The 22,451-nt window shown below is 43.8% G+C and carries 20 protein-coding genes and 2 tRNA genes; 11 read left to right on the top strand and 11 right to left on the bottom strand.

From position 1 onward, the window contains the following. Positions 1 to 158: 158 nt before the first annotated feature. From gltX to ACRRS0_RS15870, 6 genes are all read left to right on the top strand, one after another. On the top strand, positions 159 to 1,646 hold the full coding sequence (gene gltX, locus ACRRS0_RS15895; protein ID WP_432452230.1) for a glutamate--tRNA ligase: 1,488 nt from the start codon (positions 159 to 161) through the stop codon (positions 1,644 to 1,646). 622 nt (positions 1,647 to 2,268) lie between these two features. Further along, positions 2,269 to 2,580 (top strand): STAS domain-containing protein, encoded by a 312-nt coding sequence (locus tag ACRRS0_RS15890; RefSeq protein ID WP_432452231.1) that lies wholly within the window; start codon positions 2,269 to 2,271, stop codon positions 2,578 to 2,580. Further along, positions 2,580 to 4,277, top strand: a complete 1,698-nt coding sequence (locus ACRRS0_RS15885; RefSeq protein WP_432452232.1) for an ATP-binding SpoIIE family protein phosphatase — start codon at positions 2,580 to 2,582, stop codon at positions 4,275 to 4,277. Before ACRRS0_RS15890 ends, ACRRS0_RS15885 begins: the two co-directional genes overlap by 1 nt. Positions 4,278 to 4,422: 145 nt before the next feature. Next, positions 4,423 to 4,498: transfer RNA gene (locus ACRRS0_RS15880), tRNA-Ala, on the top strand. Between the two features lie 21 nt (positions 4,499 to 4,519). Beyond that, positions 4,520 to 4,595 (top strand) — tRNA-Ala (locus tag ACRRS0_RS15875). 241 nt (positions 4,596 to 4,836) lie between these two features. Continuing rightward, positions 4,837 to 6,291, top strand: a complete 1,455-nt coding sequence (locus ACRRS0_RS15870) for an HDOD domain-containing protein (RefSeq protein WP_432452233.1) — start codon at positions 4,837 to 4,839, stop codon at positions 6,289 to 6,291. A 95-nt stretch (positions 6,292 to 6,386) separates the two neighbouring features. Here the strand turns inward: ACRRS0_RS15870 and ACRRS0_RS15865 are convergent, their stop codons facing one another. From ACRRS0_RS15865 to ACRRS0_RS15850, 4 genes are all read right to left on the bottom strand, one after another. Next, positions 6,387 to 7,181 carry a transporter substrate-binding domain-containing protein gene (locus ACRRS0_RS15865; protein WP_432452234.1) on the bottom strand — a complete coding sequence of 265 codons (795 nt, stop codon included), beginning with the start codon at positions 7,179 to 7,181 and terminating at the stop codon, positions 6,387 to 6,389. A gap of 375 nt (positions 7,182 to 7,556) precedes the next feature. Beyond that, positions 7,557 to 8,282, bottom strand: a complete 726-nt coding sequence (locus ACRRS0_RS15860; RefSeq protein WP_432456156.1) for an amino acid ABC transporter ATP-binding protein — start codon at positions 8,280 to 8,282, stop codon at positions 7,557 to 7,559. A 19-nt stretch (positions 8,283 to 8,301) separates the two neighbouring features. Next, positions 8,302 to 9,249, bottom strand: coding sequence for an amino acid ABC transporter permease (locus tag ACRRS0_RS15855; RefSeq protein ID WP_432452235.1), 948 nt, complete (start codon positions 9,247 to 9,249; stop codon positions 8,302 to 8,304). A 108-nt stretch (positions 9,250 to 9,357) separates the two neighbouring features. Further along, positions 9,358 to 10,152 (bottom strand): transporter substrate-binding domain-containing protein, encoded by a 795-nt coding sequence (locus tag ACRRS0_RS15850; protein WP_432452236.1) that lies wholly within the window; start codon positions 10,150 to 10,152, stop codon positions 9,358 to 9,360. 577 nt (positions 10,153 to 10,729) lie between these two features. Between ACRRS0_RS15850 and ACRRS0_RS15845 the strand changes: the two genes are divergently transcribed. Beyond that, on the top strand, positions 10,730 to 12,589 hold the full coding sequence (locus ACRRS0_RS15845; RefSeq protein WP_432452237.1) for a TIGR00341 family protein: 1,860 nt from the start codon (positions 10,730 to 10,732) through the stop codon (positions 12,587 to 12,589). Between the two features lie 3 nt (positions 12,590 to 12,592). On the opposite strand, the gene ACRRS0_RS15840 is transcribed toward ACRRS0_RS15845, so the two are convergent. The 5 genes from ACRRS0_RS15840 to ACRRS0_RS15820 form a co-directional block, all read right to left on the bottom strand. Beyond that, the gene (locus ACRRS0_RS15840) at positions 12,593 to 13,321 is read right to left on the bottom strand and encodes an esterase family protein (RefSeq protein ID WP_432452238.1); all 729 of its coding nucleotides are present in this window, start codon (positions 13,319 to 13,321) and stop codon (positions 12,593 to 12,595) included. After that, on the bottom strand, positions 13,311 to 14,291 hold the full coding sequence (locus ACRRS0_RS15835; RefSeq protein WP_432452239.1) for an acetylxylan esterase: 981 nt from the start codon (positions 14,289 to 14,291) through the stop codon (positions 13,311 to 13,313). The genes ACRRS0_RS15840 and ACRRS0_RS15835 overlap by 11 nt, the downstream gene beginning before the upstream one ends. Before the next feature lie 577 nt (positions 14,292 to 14,868). Then, entirely contained in the window at positions 14,869 to 14,967 is a 99-nt protein-coding gene (locus ACRRS0_RS15830; protein ID WP_432461129.1) for a hypothetical protein, read from the bottom strand. Between the two features lie 318 nt (positions 14,968 to 15,285). Then, on the bottom strand, positions 15,286 to 16,374 hold the full coding sequence (locus ACRRS0_RS15825; protein WP_432452240.1) for a DUF4405 domain-containing protein: 1,089 nt from the start codon (positions 16,372 to 16,374) through the stop codon (positions 15,286 to 15,288). Between the two features lie 15 nt (positions 16,375 to 16,389). Beyond that, complete coding sequence (locus tag ACRRS0_RS15820; RefSeq protein WP_432452241.1) at positions 16,390 to 16,833, bottom strand: MarR family winged helix-turn-helix transcriptional regulator; 444 nt, start codon at positions 16,831 to 16,833, stop codon at positions 16,390 to 16,392. 607 nt (positions 16,834 to 17,440) lie between these two features. Here ACRRS0_RS15820 and ACRRS0_RS15815 point away from each other — a divergent pair. Next, positions 17,441 to 18,127 carry a DNA-3-methyladenine glycosylase I gene (locus ACRRS0_RS15815; protein WP_432452242.1) on the top strand — a complete coding sequence of 229 codons (687 nt, stop codon included), beginning with the start codon at positions 17,441 to 17,443 and terminating at the stop codon, positions 18,125 to 18,127. A 58-nt stretch (positions 18,128 to 18,185) separates the two neighbouring features. Here ACRRS0_RS15815 and ACRRS0_RS15810 read toward each other — a convergent pair whose 3' ends face one another. Next, entirely contained in the window at positions 18,186 to 19,088 is a 903-nt protein-coding gene (locus tag ACRRS0_RS15810) for a TIGR01777 family oxidoreductase (RefSeq protein WP_432452243.1), read from the bottom strand. 86 nt (positions 19,089 to 19,174) lie between these two features. On the opposite strand from ACRRS0_RS15810, the gene ACRRS0_RS15805 reads away from it, so the two are divergent. Next, a complete protein-coding gene (locus tag ACRRS0_RS15805; RefSeq protein WP_432452244.1) occupies positions 19,175 to 19,888 on the top strand; it encodes an SDR family oxidoreductase in 714 nt (237 codons plus the stop codon). Here ACRRS0_RS15805 and ACRRS0_RS15800 read toward each other — a convergent pair. Then, positions 19,814 to 20,323, bottom strand: coding sequence for a 2-amino-4-hydroxy-6-hydroxymethyldihydropteridine diphosphokinase (locus ACRRS0_RS15800; protein WP_432452245.1), 510 nt, complete (start codon positions 20,321 to 20,323; stop codon positions 19,814 to 19,816). The genes ACRRS0_RS15805 and ACRRS0_RS15800 overlap by 75 nt on opposite strands. 99 nt (positions 20,324 to 20,422) lie before the next feature. Here ACRRS0_RS15800 and ACRRS0_RS15795 point away from each other — a divergent pair, with 99 nt between their 5' ends. Both ACRRS0_RS15795 and ACRRS0_RS15790 read left to right on the top strand, forming a co-directional pair. Beyond that, positions 20,423 to 21,457: an AI-2E family transporter gene (locus tag ACRRS0_RS15795; RefSeq protein ID WP_432452246.1), complete on the top strand. Its 1,035-nt coding sequence runs from the start codon at positions 20,423 to 20,425 to the stop codon at positions 21,455 to 21,457. 7 nt (positions 21,458 to 21,464) lie between these two features. Further along, positions 21,465 to 22,349, top strand: a complete 885-nt coding sequence (locus ACRRS0_RS15790) for a class I SAM-dependent methyltransferase (RefSeq protein ID WP_432452247.1) — start codon at positions 21,465 to 21,467, stop codon at positions 22,347 to 22,349. Positions 22,350 to 22,451: the final 102 nt, after the last annotated feature.

Below are 22,451 nucleotides of genomic sequence, written 5' to 3'. Positions count from 1 at the left end.
GTGCAAAATCTCATCAAATTGATTGCTTTCACGGCAAGCAGATACAAAGTTTCCACTGGATTTAGTCTCGCAGAGGCTGCTCTTATCTAGCGAATTCTTGCTAGTGTGTTAAAATTCGCGCCATTCATATTGCTTAATTATTGACTTAGAGAATACTCATGACAGTTCGCACTCGTGTTGCGCCTTCACCAACTGGTGACCCACATGTAGGGACCGCCTACATTGCCTTATTTAATTACTGTTTTGCTAAGAAGCACGGTGGTGAATTTATTTTACGTATTGAAGATACAGATCAAGCTCGTAGCTCTACAGAATCGGAACAAGCGATATATGATAGTTTAAGCTGGCTTGGCTTAAGTTGGGATGAAGGTCCTGACTGCGGCGGTGCCGTTGGTCCTTATCGTCAAAGTGAACGCAGTGATATCTATAAGCAATATGCACAGCAATTAGTTGATGAAGGTAAAGCATTTTATTGCTTTGCAACTGCAGACGAGCTTAATGAAATGCGTCAGCAACAAATTGCTGAAGGCTTACAGCCTAAGTACGACGGTCGTGGTTTACATTTAAGCGCTGAACAGGTTGCTGCTTATTTGGCTGAAGGGAAACCCTACGTGGTGCGCATGAAAATCCCTGAGTCAGGTAGCTTCAGTTTTAATGATTATCTTCGAGGTGAAGTCGAGATCCCATGGGAGCAAGTGGATATGCAAGTGCTGCTTAAGGCAGATGGCTTACCCACATACTTTTTAGCCAACGTGGTTGATGATCATTTAATGGGGATCACACATGTTTTTCGGGGTGAAGAATGGCTGAACTCAGCGCCTAAGTTACTCAAGTTATATCAAGATTTAGCTTGGGAAGCGCCGATTCTAGGGCATATGCCGTTATTACGTAATCCTGATAAGAGTAAATTAAGTAAGCGTAAGAACCCAACCAGCATTAACTATTACCGTAAAATGGGCTTTTTACCTGAGGCCTTACTCAATTATTTAGGGCGTATGGGCTGGTCGATGCCTGATGAGCGTGAAAAGTTCACTTTGGCAGAGATGATTGAACATTTTGATATGAAACGTGTTTCATTAGGTGGGCCGGTATTTGATGTTGATAAGTTGAAGTGGCTTAATGGCTTGTGGATCCGCGAAGAGTTAAGCGATCAACAATTGGCAGAACGATTGATTGAGTGGGCCTACAATCAAAACACCTTAATGGAAATTATTCCACAAGCTAAAGCGCGCCTAGAGGTGATGAGTGATTTAGCACCATTAGCGGGTCACTTTGTTGCCGGCATGCCTGAATATGCGCCAGAACTGTTAACTGCGGGTAAACTTGAAGAAGAACAAGTTCGTCGTCTTTTACAAATGTTCATTTGGCAATTAGAAGAACAGCGACAGTGGAATAAAGACATTGTATTTGCGGTGGCGAAACAGTTGTCTGCTTATCTTGATGTGAAAATTCGTGATTTCCTAGAGCCTGTATTTGTCGCGATTACCGGTAAAACCAGTTCAAGCTCGGTGGTTGACGCGATGGCGATACTGGGCTCGGATATGAGTCGCGCACGCTTACGTTTTGCGCTCAGTCATATTGGTGTGAGTAAGAAGCAAGCTAAGTCGCTAGACAAAGCCTATCGTGCCTATAAAGCAAGTTGTTAGATCTGCAAAATAAGTCCCGAATTGGTTTTAGAGACCGTTGTGACAAAATATTTATTCAAATCGCTATAAAAAAGCCAACTCGATGAGTTGGCTTTCCTTTCTAAAATCTTCTTATACCAATAATACACTGCCGCAGGCTGTAACCAATAAACCTAGCGCTAGCAGAAACTGCAATTGAAGTTTGATACTCATCGTGTTCCTTTAAAATGCATCAGTAGATGGTCCATCTTGCAACAAGCGGACTAGTTAAAACCATGAAACACTTCACAGTTTGTTTCTTGAGTGTGTTTTGAGTTAACAAAATCACATCTAGGTCTCATCAATTTTGCACCTTGTTGTTGATTTGTTGGGGAATGGTGTCAAAAGTAACACTGTTGCTTGAACCGTTTGTGTTGAACCTAGGTCGAACGAATAGTTAAATATCCTTTTTGTTAATAATGTGCGTGGTTCAAAGTTTTTAATTGAATATTTGCTATGGTGGGTAATACTAAATCGTAGTTACGCTTTGTTTTATGAAATAAAACAGCGAGTTGTACGAATAAGAGAACGGTGCCTGACAGGTTTTATCGGTTTATCGAGTAAGGTGCCATTTACTTAAAATAATGACCTCAAAGGAGTGGGTATGTCTATTACGAGCCAATTAAGTCAAGAGCTTGACCTATTAATTATTTGTGTATCTGGTCGCTTCGATTATTCTCTACATCGAGAATTCCGCGCTTGTTATGAGCATGTTTCGGTTGAAGGCCTTCGGTTAGTTCTGGATTTAAGTCAGGCTGAATATATGGATAGTTCGGCACTTGGGATGATGTTATTACTGAAAGAACATGCGGAGAAAAGTAACGCTCAAGCCTTTACGATTCGCAAACCTTCCGCTGCTATCTTAAAAATTTTAGAGGTCGCAAACTTTGATAAATTACTCAAGATTGAAAACTAGTGGCAGATAGTCATCACTTGAGTTTTCTTCAGCGTGAAGTGAAAGGTAATGCGCTGGTTGTGGATAGTGCTCGTATCGATCGCCTATTGTTAGGAAAAGCGCTCAGTGAAATCGGCTATCAAGTGGTTTATGCAGAAGACGGTGTTCAGGCGGTGGCTGCGTTTGAACAACAACACATCGACATCGTGTTTATCGATGTGTTTATGCCACAGTTGGATGGTTACTTGGCAACCGAGCAAATAAAGCTGCTTAGTGGCCAGCGCTATACTCCGGTGCTATTTGTAACCGCTCAAACAGAAGTTGATGTTTTGGTAAAGTGCATCGCTTGTGGCGGAGACGACGTGTTACTTAAGCCTGTACATCAATCTATTTTGAAAGCAAAAGCGTTAGGGTTTGAGCGCAGTAAAGCTATCTACAACGAAATAAATCAATTAAATAGACAATTTCATGAGGAAGAAGAATTTGCTGAGCGAATATTTAGCAATGCGGTGTCTAGTTCTAGTTGTGCAGATCATGAACTATTAATTTTTTTGAGTAGTGCGTCAAGGTTTTCTGGGGATGTGATTTTTGCAGAGTATCGTCCAAATGGTGATATTCATGTATTACTTGGTGACTTTACCGGACATGGCTTACGAGCTGCGATTGGCGCGATGCCAGTGGCTGACATCTTTTATAGCATGACTCGTAAAGGATATTCAGCAGAGGTTATTCTAAAACAAATTAATCAACGGCTCTATCGGTTGCTGCCTACCGGGATGTTTATGGCTGCCACCTTCGTTGAAACTTCGGTGCAGCAGCAGTCGCTGATAATATGGAATGCTGGAATGCCTGACTTATTAATTTTTAATTCACAGCAACAGCAGATCCGTGAACAGATCAGTTCTAATAATATTCCCTTAGGGATTGATAAAAATGTTGAGTTTAATTTAAACGTTATTCAATGGCTAAAGGGGGATCATGTGTTGCTGTTTAGTGATGGTGTGACCGAGGCGCTTAACTCTAAGCAACAAATGTTTGGTCTGCAAGGCGTTGAACAGGCGATTATGGACCCGCAGCAACAACCCTCGTTTATTGCCAGTATTCAGCAACATTTAGACCAGTTTTGTGGTGGAGAGAGTCAACTGGATGATATTAGTATGGTGGAGATCCCTGATTTATTGAGTCGTGCTGGTCTGTACGCTGAAAATGCCTACCCTGCAACTCCTCGAGCGGAAGGTCGATGGCGTTGGCAACTTAGTTTAGATGCGCAGCGTTTACAAAGAATAACTCCTATTCCGTTGTTGATGACGACATTACAAGAATTGTCGGTGAATGAAACTGATCGAAATATACTTTTTTGTATTGTTAGCGAGTTATATAACAATGCCTTTGAACATGGGGTATTAGCGTTAGACTCGTCTCTAAAAAACTCCACGGATGGTTTCGCTGAGTATTATCAAATGCGAAAACAACGGGCGGTTCAGCTTGAACAGGGGTGGGTTAATATCTCGATTGAGTACCAAGCTGATGAAAGTCGTGAGTTTATCATCGAGGTTGAGGACAGTGGACTTGGTTTTGATGAGACACAGGTGTCGCAACTTTGCGAGCAATGGCCTTATTCTGGTCGTGGTTTGGCGCTGGTCGCATCGCTATGCGAATCACTTGAATTTTCTAAACAGGGATCTTTTGCTAGAGCCGTGTATCGTTGTCAATATTGAACGAGATGAAAGTAATTACGTGTAAATCGTTGACTAAATGAGCAACTGGCATGATTCCACTAAAAAGCGGTTGACACTCAAACCTCTGCTGCTTAGAATTCTGCTCGCTTTCAGGTTTAAACGCCTTAAGAAAGTGATGTGACTTGGGGCTATAGCTCAGCTGGGAGAGCGCTTGCATGGCATGCAAGAGGTCCGCGGTTCGATCCCGCGTAGCTCCACCAATTCACACCCTACCGTTTTTCGGGGCTATAGCTCAGCTGGGAGAGCGCTTGCATGGCATGCAAGAGGTCCGCGGTTCGATCCCGCGTAGCTCCACCAATTCTATTACTGTTCGGCTCGTTATTTTGCTTGGCTTCAATTAAACCTTGAATCAGTGACGTAACGATTTCAGCCGTTTTGTGGTTTGTTCTGAGCGATGGTCTTTTCCTTGAGTATTCCCTGCAATTAATATCTATTTTGTTATTAATAGATTGACTTATATAACAAAAATGACCAAGTAACTGGCTAATTTTGGGGTTTGCCAGCCATACTCTAGGTTCTATAAATAAGAATTCAGAGTATGCATAAACACACCTTCGGTACTCAACAATGGGTAGAAAGGATCAGCGAGCATGAGTTACCCGCACTTGCGGCTACAGTGCGCCTATTGGAAAAACTCGCAAAAGATGACACTTCCTCTCTGGCTGTATTGGGACAATCGGTATTACATGATCATGGGCTAACTTCACGTATTCTGCGGGTTGTGAATAGCATCAGTTATAATCGAGGGAGAACTCAAATCACCACCGTAAGTCGCGCGGCGGTGATCCTAGGCTATGATCGGCTGAAGCATATTTGCATTACTGCTCGGATGATTGATGGGTTATTGTCTAGTCGAGGTATTAGCGAGGCGGTATACCAGCGAGTGTTAAAGCTAATGGCCTGCTCTTTTCATGCGGCGATGCTGGCGAAGATGATGTTGGCGGATTATGCCGAAGATACGCAGGAAGAGGTGTATATTGCGGCATTGCTGCATAACCTAGGTGAGGTCGCATTCTGGAGTATGGGGGGCAGCATTACCGAACAGCTGGAACAGCAGTTACAGCAAAATGAAGAACCAGAACAGCAGTTAGTCTCAAAGCTACTAGGGACTAATTTTACTCAACTGAGTATTGGTTTGGCGAGTCATTGGAATATGGGGCCGATGTTAGTGAAGTCATTGGCCGAGCCGGAGCGTCGCTCGCCTGAGTTTCGTTGTATTCATTTGGCTCACCAGTTTAGTAAAGCGATGATTGAGCAAGATCTAGCTGCTCGCCAGCAAGTTTTTAAGTTGATCTCAGAACAAATGAAGTTGCCGATGCCTAAGTTGATTGAAATGGTCAATCATTGTTCTGAGGAAACCAGACAATTGGCCGTCTCGTATGGTGCAATTGTACTTAAACCCTACTTAAACTTTGGTGACTCGCCACCTCTGGAATTGGATGACCTTTCAGATGCAACGGCAAGTGATGTCTTATCTAAACAACATTTACAATTGCAGTTATTGCGTGAACTTACGCTAGTCACCACTGAAAATCCTGATTTAAACTTAGTGATCCATACTGCGATGGAAGGGATCCAGCGGGGGATTGAGATGAACCGAGTGATGGTTCTGATGGTGAATCCGGCACATGACGCGCTAAAGCTTCGTTTCGTGGCAAGCCCACAGCCAGAGCAAGACAAAATTGATTTTCAATTGAGCTTAAAAGGGGCTGATACGGTATTTATTCAAGCCTATCGAGATAAACGTAATATCTGGATGAATAATGCGACTGGTTCGCGTTTTGAAGGCTTGCTAAATAATCAGATTCGTCGAATCACTCAAGCGGGCCCATTCTTTCTAGCACCGTTAATTATTGAAGGACGCTGTATCGCGATGATTTATGCCGATAGGCTTGTGGGATCGGGTGCTGAGCCGCTCAATAAGGAGGACTTCGACAGTTTTGTACACTTTGCCAAGCAAACTAATTTATGTTTGTCAGTCATTTTAAAATAGGATGCTTACTGTCGCGATATGGTTTTGATATTAAAATCATAAATCAAGGCGGCTGAGTATGTTCAGCCTCCTTGGTGTCATTAACAACGGCGTGATTATTGAACTTGTTTCAACCAGGTATCGTCTTTAAACCACTTGTTATAGATTCGATCATAGGTTCCGTCCCCTTTAATTTGGCGTAAGTAGCCATTTAAAAAGTTTAGAAAATCAGGATCGCCCTGGCGTATGGCCCAACCGAGAGGCTCATAGGTGAAGGGTTGGTCAAGATGAATGACTTGAGTTTGGTGTTGCGAACTATAAATTGCATTGTAGGGTAAGTCGTAAATAAAGGCATCTGCTTTGCCATTGGCTATTTCCAATACGGCGTCAGCTTGAGACTCAAATAAGTTAACTTTAGCTTTTGGCAGGTAACGTTTAATGGCGCTTTCACCGGTGGTACCGAGCATGGTCACAACGGTGTATTGGTCGCTATTTAGGTCTCGGTAACTGCTTACTTTGCCTTTCAGTTTTGGATTTAACAATACCGACTGACCAACGACTACGTAAGGGTCTGAGAAGTTTACTTGCATGTTACGTTGTGGCGTAATGGTCATTCCGCCAGTAATAATGTGGCATTTACCCGTGAGTAGTGTTGGAATAATACCATCCCAAGCAGTATTAACTGGCACATATTTAACGCCCATAGCGCGAGCCATTTGTTTGCCTAAATCGATATCAAAACCGATAAATTGACCATTTTTAGCTTTGATTTCAAAAGGCATATAACCGGCCTCAAAACAGACCCGTAGTTCACCTGCTTCAGTTATCTCTTGTAATAGGGTTTGTTGCGCAAATACAGAGCTGGATAGTAAGGTGATGGCGGCAAGCGCCGAGTGAATAACGCGTTTCATAGTCGTCCTTGTTGTGTGGTTATGTTTGGCTTATTTTGGATTTTATATGCTGTTTTGTTTGTCAATGTAGAGATAAATCCAATTTATCCTACATCTTTATAGCAGAATAAACTGATTAGTGATAGTCATCGCCTGTTCATTTAAACCCTAGATATTTTTAATTCATCAAGGCTTTTATCGTTATTACTAGATGAAATTGCCAGGGTAGGTGCATTGAACTGAGAAATAGTTTGATTTATGTCTTTATGAGGGCTGATTGCTAGTTGGATATATTTTTTTGTACTTATTGGTTTTTGTTGGTTTTAAGAGTATTTCTAGGTGAGGCATCGGGCATCGGCGGCCCAGCAAAGCCAAGTTTGCTGGGCCGCTGTGGGTCTATAACACCATTGACAAAAATTGTCGTAGTCGTGGGTGAGCGGGTTGGTCGAAGAACTTTTCAGGTGAATCTTCAACGAGCAATTCACCGTCCTCCATAAACAGTACTCGGTCTGCCACTTCACGGGCAAAGCCCATTTCGTGGGTGACCACCACCATAGTCATGCCGTCAGCGGCCAGGCCTTTCATTACATCCAGAACTTCCCCCACCATCTCTGGATCAAGCGCTGAGGTTGGTTCGTCAAATAACATAATGTTGGGCTGCATCGCTAAAGCACGAGCGATAGCGACTCGTTGCTGTTGCCCGCCAGACAAGTGCGATGGATAGTTATTCATACGTTCCGAGAGACCGACTTTAAGCATTAAGGCTTTAGCTTCATCTTCTACTTGTTTTTTAGGTCGTTTAGCGACTTTGAGCGGCGCTAACATCACATTGCCTAAAGCAGATTTATGCGGGAACAAGTTGAAGTTTTGAAAAACCATGCCAACTTCTTCGCGTAAGCTATTAATATTGGTTCCCTTGGCGTACATGTCGGTTCCATCAATGCTGATGCTTCCGCTGCTAATTGTTTCCAGTTGGTTGAGGGTACGTAAGAAGGTTGATTTACCCGAACCTGAAGGGCCCACGATTACCACCACCTCACCGCGAGACACGGTTGCTGAAACGTCTTTTAGAGCGTGACAGCCATTGGGGTAAATTTTATTAATTTTTTTTGCGACGATCATTTTATCGCCTTGATAATCTTTAGTCACTGGCTGCTAACCTCTTTTCTAAGCGTTGAATTGCCCAAGATAAACTGCTGGTGAGTACTAAGTAGAGCAAGGCAACAGTAAACCAAACTTCGAAAGGGGCGAAACTACCACTGACCACTTCTCGGCCTGCTTTGGTTAAGTCGGTAATTGAGATCACCGAGACTAAGGAAGAATCTTTAATTAGGTTAATGAATTGGCCTGCCATTGGGGGCAGGGTACGTTTAAAGGCCTGTGGCAAAATGACATTAATCATCGCTTGGGCATAATTCATACCTAGAGAACGAGCCGCTTCCATTTGTCCTTTGGGAATCGATTGGATCCCCGAACGGATTATTTCCGCTACGTAGGCGGCGGTAAACACCGACAGAGCAATGACTCCAGCAGTAAAGCGTTCAATATCAAACACGGTGCCGATAAAGAAGTAGACGATAAAAATTTGTACCAATAACGGTGTGCCGCGAATGATCTCAATATAGGTAACCGCTAGTTTCGCCAACGTTGGATTGGCAGCGATACGCATTAAACCCACCATTAGCCCGATGATAATTGCGAAGAATAGCGACCAGATGGAGATCTTGATCGTCACAATTAGACCTTCCGCTAACGGACCCATTCGCCAGGATTCTGAGGATGCGAGCTGATCACCTTCGAATACTAGGTCGCCTTCATATACGGTTACATTTTGGTAATCGCTGAGTTTTACCAGGATATCACCGGTATCTGATACTAGTGCTAGTTTTCCCGAGGCATCGCTGTGAATACTTCCATCTTGCGGTGCGGTAATACTAGATGCTTCGGTATTGATTATGTAGGGAACAACCCGTTGCCAATTCCAGTTGTAGTCAATTTTTTTACCGGAAAGATAAATCAGTACACACAGGCTGATGAGAATGGCAGCAAATAGACCATTCCAGAGAATATTTTTTGTTAGAGTTTTCATCTGAAGCTCTTATTTTTCTTTATATATGGCATAACTTTGCGTAACTTTGAGGTTTATCCCCTCGTTACATAAAGAAAGTGGCTGGATAAGCCAGCCACCGAGATCTATCTATTGTACTTGTTTTAACCAAGCGTCATCTTTAAACCACTTGTCGTAGATCCGTTGGTAAGTGCCATCACCTTTGATTTGGCGTAGGTAGCCGTTCAAAAAGTTTAGAAAATCTGGATCGCCTTGGCGGATTGCCCAACCGAGGGGTTCGTAGGTGAAGGGTTGGTCTAGGTGCTCCAATTGACCTTGATGCTGGGCAGCATAGATGGCGTTAAAAGGTAAGTCGTAGACGAAAGCATCCGCCTTGCCGTTGGTGACTTCGAGTACAGCATCCGATTGATTTTCAAATAAGTTGCTTTTGGCTTTTGGGAGGTAGCGTTTCACTGCGCCTTCGCCTGTGGTACCAAGTTTGGTTACGACGGTGTATTTGGCATCATTTAGATCCCGATAGCTGCTTACCTTTCCTTTTAAGCTAGGGCTAAGCAGAATAGATTGACCTATCACCACATAAGGGTCGGCGAAGTTAACTTGCATGTTACGTTGTGGCGTAATTGTCATACCACCCATAATGAGATGACATTTACCTGTCAACAAGGTGGGAATAATACCATCCCAAGCAGTGTTGACTGGCACATATTTTACGCCCATCGCTCGTGCCATTTGCTTACCTAAGTCGACATCAAAACCAATGAATTGACCATTTTTGGCTTTCATTTCGAAAGGCATATAACCAGCATCAAAACAGGTGCGAAGTTCTCCTGACTGAGAAATTTCTTGTAATAAGCTTGGTTGCGCAAATGCGGCACTAGAGAGTAGTGTGAGAGTGGCAATAGCCGATTGAATGACACGTTTCATAGTTGTCCTTGTTGTGTTTTCGTAGTTATTTTTATTGTGGCCATGTTCTGTCTAATCCGTTCAAAACAGTGATACGCCATCGTCTTTTAGGGATGTTATAGCAGAATATACTAACAAAAGGTAGTATCGGCTTTGGGGTAAAAAAGCATAAAAGTAGAATAATTATTAAGTAAACAGCCATTTAGTTGGTTAAATAGGCTTATTTTTAGATTTATGATAAATGCTTGTCATCGGCTGAACTAGTTGGAAAATCTTAGATATGATTAAATCACAGCGAATTGATGGTTAAATGTTATTCGGCAATGTTTTTTTTGGAGTAAATAACCGCGTGCGCTTGAAGATACCGAAGTTGTCTAGGCTCTCCAATAACGCCTTATGCAAAGTGATATAAATTGGTGCTAAGCTCGCCTTTATTCGGTTTACATTACTATTTTTGACGATTTCCATTGAGTTTTTTAATCATGCAATAGCTTATTAGTCGTGTTGCAATGATTGGGTGATTGGCTTAGTTTGTTGTAGGTTAATGGAGTCGCCTCAACAGATCCTGGGAGGCTGTATGCTAGATATGGATAGGCGAATGGCTGATAGTTTCTTATTATTTGATCCGCTTGAGCATGACTTGGTCAGCAATAAAATTTTACCACTATTTACTCAGGTGGTACTACCCAAGGGATGGGATCCACAACAGCCGCCAATATTTGAAGCGGATAGCCTCGTGTATTGCTATTTAAGTGACGCGCAATTGTCATTGGCAATTGCTTTAGCGCTTGAACAAGGATGGACTCTTGCCATCTTGCCACACCCTCTTGCGAGTCATGCGAAACGGGGTTTTGCTTTAAGCTCTGATCTTGAAAAGTCGATAAATCATTTACAGACGGCACCCTCTATCAACGTAGACGTATTACGTTGTAATGGGCTGGTTGTGTTGAATCATCTGGTGGTTGGGCATAGTTTTAATTTGCGTCCTGGTGGTCATAACGCGCCATGGCGTCAACGGGTGCTGCAAACTTGGCGTAACCTTCTTAAAGTCTCAAAGATCATGCCTCAACGACTGCGTTTAACGACCGCCAGTGAGATAATTTTAGACACCACCGTAGTCGGCGTAGTGATACTTGAACATGCTCATGGCTCGATGTTATCGAAGCAAATTTTACAGGACACCCACGCTAACGACGGTATGTTGCAAAGTATGTTGATAGCGCCACGTAGCATCATGGAAATGTTACGTTTTTTATTGTTAGCCATGTTTGGTCGGGTGGTAAAAAAACCGAGCTTTCTTAGTTTGATCAAATCTAAATCGATTGAAATTGAAGCGAATCATCAGTTTGACTATTGGCTCGATGGTGTCAAAGCATCCAGTCAACGGCTGCATGTTGAATGCTGTCATCGGCAATTACGGCTGCTTCCTTCTGCCGATTTTGTTTATCTAGATAATGTCACGGCAGTCAAAGAGAATCGTAAGATTGGCAAACTTCCTCGGGGAGAGGCTATTGCCGCAATGGCCGCACATCCACTGCCTTTAATCGCGCATGCTGCAACTGAAGAGTTTAAAGAGCTTTACCAATTGCTACGTGACAATGCTACCACCTCGTCAGCCTTTTTGATGTTAATGACTTTGTCTACTTTATTGGCGAGTATTGGTTTGTTTGCAAATTCTGCACCGGTGATTATTGGGGCAATGATATTGGCACCGATGATGGCGCCTATTATTTCTTTATCAATGGCCTTAACTCGACAAGACTCTAGCTTGATGACTAAAAGCATCGCAAGCTTAACGACTGGTTTGTTTGTTGCTTTGGGGTTTGCTGCCTTGGCCAGCTTCATTATGCCTATGGAAGTTGTCACTTCTGAAATTGCTGCTCGATTGAGTCCCAATTTACTGGATCTGGCGGTCGCTATTATCTCCGGCATTGCTGGTGCCTATGCGCATGCACGTGTTGATGCGGCCAAAAGCTTGGCGGGGGTTGCTATTGCGGTGGCTTTGGTTCCACCACTGGCGGTCACCGGGATCGGTCTTGGCTGGTTTGATCTGAATGTTGCGGGCGGTGCATTTTTATTATTTCTAACTAACTTTGCGGGAATTGTCTTTTCTGCGGCTTTAACTTTTTTAGCACTGGGTTTTGCTCCTTTTACGCGAGCGAAGAAAGGTTTAGCAATTGCCTTGCTTGCGGTGACGGTGGTTAGTATTCCTTTGGCTTTTAGTTTTATGCGTTGGTCTGAAGAAGCGCATATCGTGCAGCGCTTGCAAGGGCAAAGCTTTGAGTTTTTATTGGTTCGTTCGGTGCGTGTGCAAAGTGTTGAGCCGCTGGTCTTAAGTTTGCAACTTGTGTCATCTCATGCGGTGAACGATGCTCAGTTAGATCAACTAAAAGATCAAATCATCCAACAATTAGGCAAGCCTTTGCAGCTGGAAGCGACAGTGATCGTGAGGCGCTAGAATTTACAAATATAGCGGGGTCATTTGTCGCCAGTAACGGCCACGGTGAGCTCGCCCCTCCCATTCAACCAGATGATGCTTAATCCCTTTGTGATGTAGAATGTGACTGAGCATATGATTGTTTTGCAGGAAGGGATCTTGGTTGCCAATGGTAAAGACCAGTTCGGTATTGGCCAGCTCTGAGAGCCGTTCTGGGCAATTCATGTTTACCAAATAATGGGTCGGTGTATGAAAATAAATATTTTCATCGTAGAAACCATCAAATAAATCAGTAAACGACTCTACTTGCCAAGTCAGGTCAAAGCGCCCGGAAAAGGCTGCCAATTTATTAAATAGATGAGGATGGCGAAACACGATATTCGCGGCATGAAAAGCGCCCAGTGAACAGCCATGAGAAATTGTGCAGGGATGTTCATTTTTTGCGGCCATCAGCGGAAGCACCTCACGTAATATGTAATTTTCGTATTGCTGGTGGCGGGTAATTCGCCCCGAAGGGTGCGCCCAAAAACAATACATGCTTTCGGCGTCGATGCTATCTACGCAATACAGTTGTAATTGGCCTTGGTTTATTTTGGGGGCAATAGCATTCACTAAGCCCAGGTTTTCATATTCATAAAAGCGGCCGCCACGGGTTGGGAAAACTAATACTTTTGCGCCTGCGTGGCCAAATATAAGCAGTTCCATGTCTCGGTTGAGGTTGGGACTCCACCATCGATGATATTCACGATTCATAAGGTTCACTCAAAGGTTCAAAAAAAAGTTCCAGCTCTTGCTCTAACTGTTGGCGTTGCTGTTGTTTTGTGGGGTAATCAAAATGACCAGCCCTAAGCAAAAAGCGTTGCTTTGGCTGCGGCGCTTGGTTGTAGGCAGAGAATTGACCGGGGGGGGCAACACAGGGATCGAATAAGGCTAAGGCCCAATGGCTGGGTATGCTGAGATAACGGGCGGCGGTTGCTGAATCAAAGTAACGTAGGGTCGACAGCGCCAACTGAGGCTCAGCGTTATAAAATTGCTGCAAGGCTGCGCCGCTGCCGAGGGTGGGTAATTTTAAGCGGAGTGGTACATTACCAAAAGTGGGGACATGGAAATGCGCCCGCTGAATTCGCTTATCAAAGGCGCAGGCAAAAATGCCAAGCCCCCCACCAAAGCTACTCCCCATAAATCCCAGGTTGTTAGTCACTTGTGGAAATAAACGGATTAGAGCAGTCGCTGCGCACCACAAATCTTGTACACATCCGCCGATGATATAACGTTGTTTGTCTTGGATATTATGTAATACGTGCCACATTGGGTTATCAGATATCGGCGCTTTGGCACTGCGGCCAATGCCGCGAACACAAGGCATTAAGATCGCAGTATGTTTGAGCGAGAGCCTTGAGTTAAGCTCACGAATGCCACCATAACCATGCGCACTAATTATGGCTGCGTTAATGTGGCCAGACTTTGGCAGTAGTAACCAGCCACCGCAACGGACTTGCTTGGTAGAGTTGTAATAACAATCGAAAATGCGCCAGGAACCACGAACCTGCTGAGTATCTTGTAGCGAAAGATAGGGCGCAACCGCTAAGGCTTGTCGATACTTTTGTTGCCAAAACGACTGAAAATCTTCAGGTGCGTCATTTGGCTGAAGTGCATCTAGTTCGGGCAAACTAAAGCCATAATCGGGCTCAAACTCAAAAGGATGCTTTAGTTTGCTTGGCATGATAGGCAGGTCTCGGCAATCAACTCATGAAAACTATAAACCGTTTATATGACGTTTTTCCAGACAATGCTTGTATTTAATATTAAAAAAATCAACAACTGGTCCTCGCGATTCATTGCGGTAGTGAGGCTGGCGTTTGATAGTTGCAGTGAGCGGGTTGCAGCAGTAAGACAAGCCAAGGGCCGGTTTTGAATGCCAGACTCCAGTCGTCACCGTCTCGGAAGGTGGCTTTGGTCGCGTTGTAATATTACCGATCCATCTGGAGCGGGGATAATGCAAAAAATATTACGCAGTTAGTGTCAAGTGTGGACGGTAAATATTTAACTCGACATTTTTGCTGGTCGCAGTGGAAAACGAAGCTGGATAACGGAGCGAAGCTAACAAGCATGTTTAGTATATAAAAAGCCTCAGTAAGATCCCTGAGGCTTTTACTTTTTGCGACATTATTTGCCCGGATGACTAGCATCATAGGAAGTTTGAGCCAGTTTTACCTGATAAGTGTTTTGCTCAGTCCAACGCGCAAAGTTTTTTATCGTTTTGGAAAAGGACTCTCCAAGGGAGGGCTGATACTCAACAGTCACCAGAACCGTATTTTCTGGGAAATGCCTTTCACCTCACTTTTTATCCTATTGAAGCGGCGTGAACCTTTTGCGAGTAGCTCTAAGATAAGTTGTATCCAACTGTCTGCGAAGCTATCGAAAAAGCCCTTGCGGGACAGCTTTTGGAGTCAATATTATAGGCGCCGTAATTGTGCTCGGTGTTTGAGGACATGAAGTTGATCCCTTGTTAATTTGGTCATTGTGTTTATGCACCAATTTTAAACTTGTTTCGCCTGAACTTCAGAATATCAAGGATGATGCCGATAAAGGCCGCTCCCAAGCATTGACCAAAGGTTTGTATAAAGGCCAAAACTCTCGATGCATTGCGGCTGTTTTCACGAGAGATATTGGCCATTATTCCAGGGTTATAGGACTTTTAAACGAAGATTCGCATCTTAGATATCGATAATGACACGTTGAACCAATTGCAAGGCGGTGTCGATACCTGTCATGTTTGTATATAGAATACCGTTAGCCCCAGAATAATGCCCATGACCTATCGGTTTCATTAGATAAGTGCTTTGTGGATCATCTAAATCGATTGATGCTGCATAGATCACCGAGGGTTGTCCAGATGAACCAGAACCACTATAAATAGGGTCTTGAGGATATTTGTCTTTGGTGTAATAAGAATTGAAATCATAAGAGCGATTTATTTCCATCATCACTCTAAACTGTCGCAAAGCGCTGTTCACTTTACTGTTAATATCGTAGTTTCCGAGGGGAGTTGCACCAGTCACGCCATCTAAATCAGTATTATTAGCATCCGGCACCATGAGGTTGTTTTTATACTTTACTCCACGTTGATGTGCCCAATAGGGGAGGGCTTCAGGGCGACTCACCAAGCCAAATAGATCCTCGTTAGGAATAAAACCGCCATTACTGGTTTTTTGAGTAACGTATAAAGTATCAATATAGTGACCGGCCAAATCTTCAATCCAAAAAGCGACCTGGGGCACAGTGGTGTAAGTCATGCCTAAAAACAGTGCTTGTGGTTCCGACTCATAGTGCTCCCCTTTACGCAATTCAATTGAAATTGGAAGACCATTGCTGCCAATGTGGGTGGTTAATGTTTGATAACTTCCTTCACTAAGAGTCACTGATTTACGAAGTTCTTGACCAAAGCTTAATACGCTACTAAATGGTGGGACTGCTAATATGACTCCGAGCGTAAGGCTTAATATACTCACCACACTGGTGGTTAACCAAAGCTTAGCTTTATCCTGAGTTAAATAAGTGAGGATAACTCTAAAGTTGTTCCGTAAATGGAATGCCATTAACAGGATGAATGCAATACCGAACCAAGTATGTATACCTGCTATTATTTCGTTATAAGCCATTCCATAAGAAAGTACACCAGTAACGGCCATGCCCATTAATGCGCCAACAAGGTTAATACTCACCCAAGATCGACTATTACCATTTCGTTTTTTGGTTTTTGACCTAGAAGCCGAAGGTCGCGCATGTGTTGAATGTTCACGCATAATATTTCTCCATAACTAAGTGTGTTGTTCAAACTCGCGGCGAAACTGATTGATTAATTTGAACAGTTGTTGAATGTCGACCAGGCTAAAATTAGGGGCAAATGATTTAAGGACAATATCAATCTGCGTTAAGGCGTTTTGGTGAGCGATACGTCCTTGTTCGGTTATTAAAATTGTTTTTTTTCTCGCATCGTGGTCGCGGATCTGTAAGGAAACATAACCTTTATTGCTTAATTGCTTAATTATTTGACTCATCGCAGACAGGCTCACATGTGAATTTTTCGCTAGCTGGCTGGCGGTCTCTTGGCTGTTGGTTGTGTAAATAAGGTGATTGAGTAATTTGAACTGGGAGGTTGGCAGTTCAGATGGCAGGTTTTCCTTTAAGATAATTTCCATGCGCTCATGAATAATGGCTATTTCTCGAAATGTTGCTGTAATCAGTTGGGGTAGATGGTCCATATTCGTTAAGCGCCTTTAAGTGTTAAAAATAGAGCATTGGCATTGATTGCTAACAGTGGGTAATAAGAATGCTTAAGCATCTTAATGGTTAAGGTACTTAAGTGTATTTAGAAAGGAGAGTAAAAGCAAGTATTTTAAAATGCATCAACATCGTTTAGCGAATGAGTGACGCCGCCTAGTGTATTTCTGCACCCACCAAATGGATAAGCTTGCGGCAAGGACACAAGGCTAATTTTAATTGGGCAATCAAGTTGGTTCATTTTTTAGAGCCTGCAGGTTCATTGTTTGCTCTATATGAATGCGTCATTAGCTCTTGGTAGCCAGTGGTGAATAAAATTCACTGAAAACATCAGCGACAAAGCGAAGCAGTCTTCATGCTAGGTGCCTTCGGCGACGGCGGCATATACCCTTGCCCATAGAATCTCGACCAGCAGGTCGGGTACTTTACGCTTTGGCTCGGTAAAATTGGTTTGATAAAGCTTTAAATACAGCATTGAATATAAGTGCCTGATAGAATTTACTTATCTAAGTACTCACAAGATTTACTATCTTGGTTTTAAGTAAATCGTAGTGAGCGCTTAACTGACAATGAATTAAGGATTGTAGTTTGGTAGAAGATTTTTCATCAATTTGGCAGAGAGCCGCCGAGCGTAAAGGTGGTGATGCAGCACTTCAACATCTCTTAACTGCGCCATTCAGTTCTGAGTATTTATCCACCGTGAGTGATGACCGTTGGTTGTCGATGTTTACTAAAGTGATTTTTCAGTCGGGCTTTGTATGGCGAGTTGTCGAAAACAAGTGGCCCGATTTCGAACGAGCGTTTTTTGATTTTGAGCCTGAAAAAATGTTGTTGCTGGATGATTCTCATATTGAGCGTTTATCTAATGATGCCAGCATTATCCGTAATCGTCAGAAAATAATCACAGTACCAGTCAACGCGCAGATGATTTTAAAACTTGCGGCTGAGCATGGCAGTTTTGCTAAATTTATAGCGGATTGGCCCAACGATGATATTGTTGGTTTGTGGCTATATTTAAAAAAGCAGGGCGCTCGCTTGGGGGGGAATTCAGCGGCCTATGCCTTGCGAAGAATGGGCAAAGATACCTTTATTTTGTCTAAGGACGTGGTGGCTTATTTGGTGAATCGTGGTGTTGTGGATAAGCAGCCGACTAGTGTGAAGGGTTTAAATACGGTGCAACAGGTGTTTAACCGTTGGCAGTTGCAAAGTGGTCTACCTTTGGCCACCATTAGTCAGACGCTCGCATACTCGGTGGGTGAGAATAACCTTGATTGAGCACTATATAAGAGTGCTTGTTCGAGTTGCTCTTGGCGGCGTCTTAGTGAACTTGCCGTTAATTCTTCGCCAGGATTTCTTTAAGTGCATGATTTATTTCTTTATAGCGGAAGCTAAAGCCATCCTCTCTTAGGCGAGCAGGCAGCACTTTTTGCCCTTCAGTGATGAGACTGGCCATATCGCCTAAAGCCGTGTTGAGTAACCAAGCCGGAGTTCGCACGAAACAGGGCCGCTTTAGTTGTTTGGCTAAGGTTTGACTAAACAGCTGGTTGCTCACTGGGGTGGGGGCTGTAAGGTTGTATGGGCCGTGACAGTGTTGATTTTTTAACAAAAAAATCACGGCATCGACCAAGTCACTAATATGGATCCATGACATCATCTGTTGACCATTGGCAATCGGGCCACCTAAGCCGAGTTTAAATGCTGGCAACATTTTGGCTAATGCGCCACCTTCGATGCCCATCACTACGCCGGTGCGTAATAAACACACCCGGGTATGACTTGACTGGGCTTGTAGCGCAATTGCTTCCCATTGTTTACATACTTGATGAGGAAATGAGTCATCCTTAATCATGCTCGATTCATCAAGATCCTGTTCTCCTTGAGTGCCATAATAGCCAATGGCGCTGCCGCTAATAAAGGTATGGGGCGGCTGTTGGCTTTGTTGAAATAAAAGCAGAAGTTGTTCCGTGATTTGCCACCGACTGTTGCAGATCTGCTGTTTTTGATGTTTGGTCCAGCGTCGATTAGCAATCGGCTCTCCGGCTAGGTTAATTACCGCATCAAACTCATTTAAGTCGGTTAAATCCTTGAGCGAAGGGATTGCCAATAGATTGTGCCCTAGCTTCTGGTAGGCTTTAATGGGCGCACGTGATAGAACGGTTAGTTCATGACTAAACTGTAGATGTTTTACCAGTCGGCTACCGATAAAACCAGTTCCGCCTGTGAGTAAAATTTTCATCGTTAACCACAACTCCTTATATAGAGCTTGTAATATTACGCCTTAATTTAGTCAACAATAGCAGAGTTTTATAGGAAGGGTAGAGCATGACGACTGTTTTAATCACCGGGGTTGGCCGCCGTTTGGGTTTTTTTCTTGCACATCAATTTCTTGACTTGGGTTATCAGGTTATAGGCCAATATCGCAGTGAGCGAAGCGGGTTAGATGAGTTACGCGCACGTGGCGTGAGTCTATTCCAAGCCGATTTCAGTCAACGTTCGTCCTTGTTGGCCTTTATTCAAGCGGTGACTCAGCAATGTACTCGTTTAGATGTGCTGGTCCATAATGCTTCATTGTTTCTCCAAGATGAGCAACAACATAGCCTTGAACAACAAGCCGATTTTTTTGACGCGATGTATGCCGTGCATATGTTGGCTCCTAAATTGTTGAATGAAGCCTTGCATCCGGCTTTAGTTAGGGCAAAGGGCAGTGTAGTGATGTTAACCGATATTTATGCTGAACAACCCCACTCGGCATTTCGTAGTTACTGTGCGTCGAAAGCAGGTTTAGCGAATTTAATGCGGTCTTATGCGACCCATTGGGCGCCTGCGGTTCGAGTGAATGCGATTGAACCGGGGCCGATGCAATTCCTAACTGAACATACTAAGGTGCATCGCCAGCAGGTATTGGCACAGACGCCTTTGGCGAAAGAGGGGGGCTTCGCACCCATCTGGCAAACCATGATTTTATTGATTGAAAACGACTATTTGACCGGTTGTTCTATCAAAGTTGATGGTGGTCGGTCCTTGGCCCAATGGTAAACCTGGCTGATGATCAATGCATAACTCAAACTCTACGACTTGCTGTAGCTCGACGTTTTGACCAAATAACTGTTGATGTAGTGGGATTAAAAATTCATCTGGATGTAACAGGCTTAACAATTGAGGCTGCTTAGCTGCACCGATTAAATCAATATCTAAGGGGCGGTCTTTGTCACTGGAGAGGGGATCTTTGCGATTGCGGCCATGAAAATCTTCTAGTTGATTGAAAAAACGTTTTAGCGTGGGGGCTGATTGATGGGAATGAAACCAGGCCAAGCCATTGATGAAATCATGTTTTGATTGCAGTTGTGAGGGTGCGGTTTGTATAAAGGCACTAAAGGTGATGGGGTGCAAACGAATACAAAGCTGCTTTACTGCCTGCGGTATGTGTTGCAGCGGTTGAATATTGCTCCCCAGACTACAAAGGTAATACATTGGTGACCCCAGATGATTGATAGGTTTTTATTTAGCCTTTTCGCCAGCGCTGATGCAAGCTAAACTGCTGAGCATCAAATAATATTTTAGGAGTGTTCGGTGAATCAACCAACTTCGATACGCCATGGTTTGGTGACCGCAGCTGCCCTGATTGTGGTATTGGCTGGATTAAAAGCTGCAACCCCAGTGCTGATCCCTTTTTTGTTATCTCTATTCATCGCCATTATTGCCAGTCCGGTGGTGAGTTTTTTGACGCGTATTCGTATCCCGCGGGTACTTGCTGTGATGGCAGTGTTACTGTTGATCGTGAGCGTTATTTTGTTATTGGCTGGTGTAGTGGGGAGCTCTATTAGTGATTTTAGATCGTCTATTCCAGCCTACCGAGAGCAGCTACTGGTTCATCTCGCGAAGTTGATTACCTTCGCCGCAAGGTTTGATATTGATCTATCGATGAGTGTGGTCACTGATTATTTCGATCCTGGGGTGATATTGGGGGTATTCGCCAATACCTTAACTGGTTTAAGTGGTGCAGCTGCTAATATTTTTATCATTTTATTGGTGACGATATTCATGTTGTTAGAGGCCGATACGATGCCGCAGCGGGTACATGATGCGATTCATAATCCCGATGTTCGCATGTCGCAGGTGAACAAATTTCTCAAGTCGGTCAATAGTTATATTGCGGTTAAGACCATGATTAGCCTTGGCACGGCCATCCCCATCACCATTGTCTTGAGTTTGCTCGATCTGGATTATGCCGTGTTATGGGGCATTTTGGCTTTTTTACTCAATTATATTCCTAACGTTGGCTCGCTGATTGCTGCCGTACCCGCTGTGCTATTAGCGCTACTTCAGTTAGGGCCGAGTCAGGCTTTGGCGGTGGCTGGGCTATATGTAACGGTTAATCTGGTGATGGGTAATATCGTGGAGCCACGTATCATGGGTAAAGGTTTAGGTCTGTCCTCCTTGGTCGTAGTGTTATCATTGATTTTTTGGGGATGGTTATTTGGTAGTGTTGGAATGTTACTATCGGTGCCGCTAACCATGATCGTAAAAATTGGCCTTGAGTCGAGTAATAGCGGCCATTGGTTTTCACGGATCTTAAGCCACCCAGACGACCTAAAAGAGAGTTAAGTAGTAGATGAGAGTAGAATTACCCACACTCGATGGGCAAGCCTTGCGAGTGCTGCATGGTAGAGGGCATTGTATCGCTGGTGCCGAGGCATTTAATATTGAATGGCTTCCGCCAGTGATGCTGATCGTTGCTTACGCGCCATTGGCTGATGAGCCGTTAGCCGAATTGGTTGCTCAACTCAGTGAACCGTCCTTAGTAGAAGGCGTTTTTTTACAACAGCGAGATCAGCCGATGGCTCCGGTTCGCCATTTGTGGGGCTGTGAACAGACACCTGTTGAGGTGATGGAGCAGGGTTTACGTTATAAGGTTGAACTGGGACGACATCAAAACTTTGGGTTATTTCTTGATATGGCCAGTGGCCGACGCTGGGTCAGAGAGCAGGCCAATAATAAGCGAGTTCTTAACCTGTTTTCTTACACCTGTGGGTTTGCCGTTGCTGCGTTGGCTGGTGGTGCGCAAGCGGTGGTGAATATTGATATGAGTAAGGCTGCGCTAAGTGTTGGCCGGGATAACCTAAGACTCAATCAACTTGATGATAAGAAAGCCCGTTTCTTTGGTCATGATTTGTTTAAATCTTGGGGCAAGTTGCGTAAACATGGTCCCTATGATTTGGTGATCGCTGATCCACCATCAATGCAAAAAGGTAGTTTTTTAGTCGAAAAAGATTACCCTCGGATAATTCGTCAACTCCCGAGTTTATTAGCGGAGGAGGGCTTGGCGATGCTTTGCTTGAACGCCCCCTGGCTTGGTTGTCAGTTTCTCATTGATGTTGTTGAAAGTGAGTGCCCCCAACTGTCGTTGCTGACGACGCTTGAACGTCCCGAAAGGGTATTGGAGAAGTCAGAGGATGACGGCCTAAAAGTACTCATTTTTAAAAATAATCCAGTTTAAACGACCACCGCCCTCACAGTTCGAGTGATAGCTTATGGTCATTGTCTCGAGCTGGATTTTGCTCTGCTACGCTTGATATAGGGCTTATTTCAGCTCAAAGGC

It is taken from the genome of Agarivorans sp. QJM3NY_29, from assembly GCF_050870835.2.
In the GTDB taxonomy this organism is placed as follows: Bacteria; Pseudomonadota; Gammaproteobacteria; order Enterobacterales; family Celerinatantimonadaceae; genus Agarivorans.
The sequence above is the reverse complement of the archived record's forward strand: the minus strand, read 5'-3'. Positions and strand labels throughout refer to the sequence as shown.

Bases quoted from the DNA above. Each gene is read 5' to 3' on its own strand.
- gltX (WP_432452230.1), top strand. From the start codon at position 159: ATGACAGTTCGCACTCGTGTTGCGCCTTCACCAACTGGTGACCCACAT.
- ACRRS0_RS15890 (WP_432452231.1), top strand. From the start codon at position 2,269: ATGTCTATTACGAGCCAATTAAGTCAAGAGCTTGACCTATTAATTATT.
- ACRRS0_RS15870 (WP_432452233.1), top strand. From the start codon at position 4,837: ATGCATAAACACACCTTCGGTACTCAACAATGGGTAGAAAGGATCAGC.
- ACRRS0_RS15865 (WP_432452234.1), bottom strand. From the start codon at position 7,181: ATGAAACGCGTTATTCACTCGGCGCTTGCCGCCATCACCTTACTATCC.
- ACRRS0_RS15860 (WP_432456156.1), bottom strand. From the start codon at position 8,282: ATGATCGTCGCAAAAAAAATTAATAAAATTTACCCCAATGGCTGTCAC.
- ACRRS0_RS15855 (WP_432452235.1), bottom strand. From the start codon at position 9,249: ATGAAAACTCTAACAAAAAATATTCTCTGGAATGGTCTATTTGCTGCC.
- ACRRS0_RS15850 (WP_432452236.1), bottom strand. From the start codon at position 10,152: ATGAAACGTGTCATTCAATCGGCTATTGCCACTCTCACACTACTCTCT.
- ACRRS0_RS15845 (WP_432452237.1), top strand. From the start codon at position 10,730: ATGGCTGATAGTTTCTTATTATTTGATCCGCTTGAGCATGACTTGGTC.
- ACRRS0_RS15840 (WP_432452238.1), bottom strand. From the start codon at position 13,321: ATGAATCGTGAATATCATCGATGGTGGAGTCCCAACCTCAACCGAGAC.
- ACRRS0_RS15835 (WP_432452239.1), bottom strand. From the start codon at position 14,291: ATGCCAAGCAAACTAAAGCATCCTTTTGAGTTTGAGCCCGATTATGGC.
- ACRRS0_RS15825 (WP_432452240.1), bottom strand. From the start codon at position 16,374: ATGCGTGAACATTCAACACATGCGCGACCTTCGGCTTCTAGGTCAAAA.
- ACRRS0_RS15820 (WP_432452241.1), bottom strand. From the start codon at position 16,833: ATGGACCATCTACCCCAACTGATTACAGCAACATTTCGAGAAATAGCC.
- ACRRS0_RS15810 (WP_432452243.1), bottom strand. From the start codon at position 19,088: ATGAAAATTTTACTCACAGGCGGAACTGGTTTTATCGGTAGCCGACTG.
- ACRRS0_RS15805 (WP_432452244.1), top strand. From the start codon at position 19,175: ATGACGACTGTTTTAATCACCGGGGTTGGCCGCCGTTTGGGTTTTTTT.
- ACRRS0_RS15800 (WP_432452245.1), bottom strand. From the start codon at position 20,323: ATGTATTACCTTTGTAGTCTGGGGAGCAATATTCAACCGCTGCAACAC.
- ACRRS0_RS15790 (WP_432452247.1), top strand. From the start codon at position 21,465: ATGAGAGTAGAATTACCCACACTCGATGGGCAAGCCTTGCGAGTGCTG.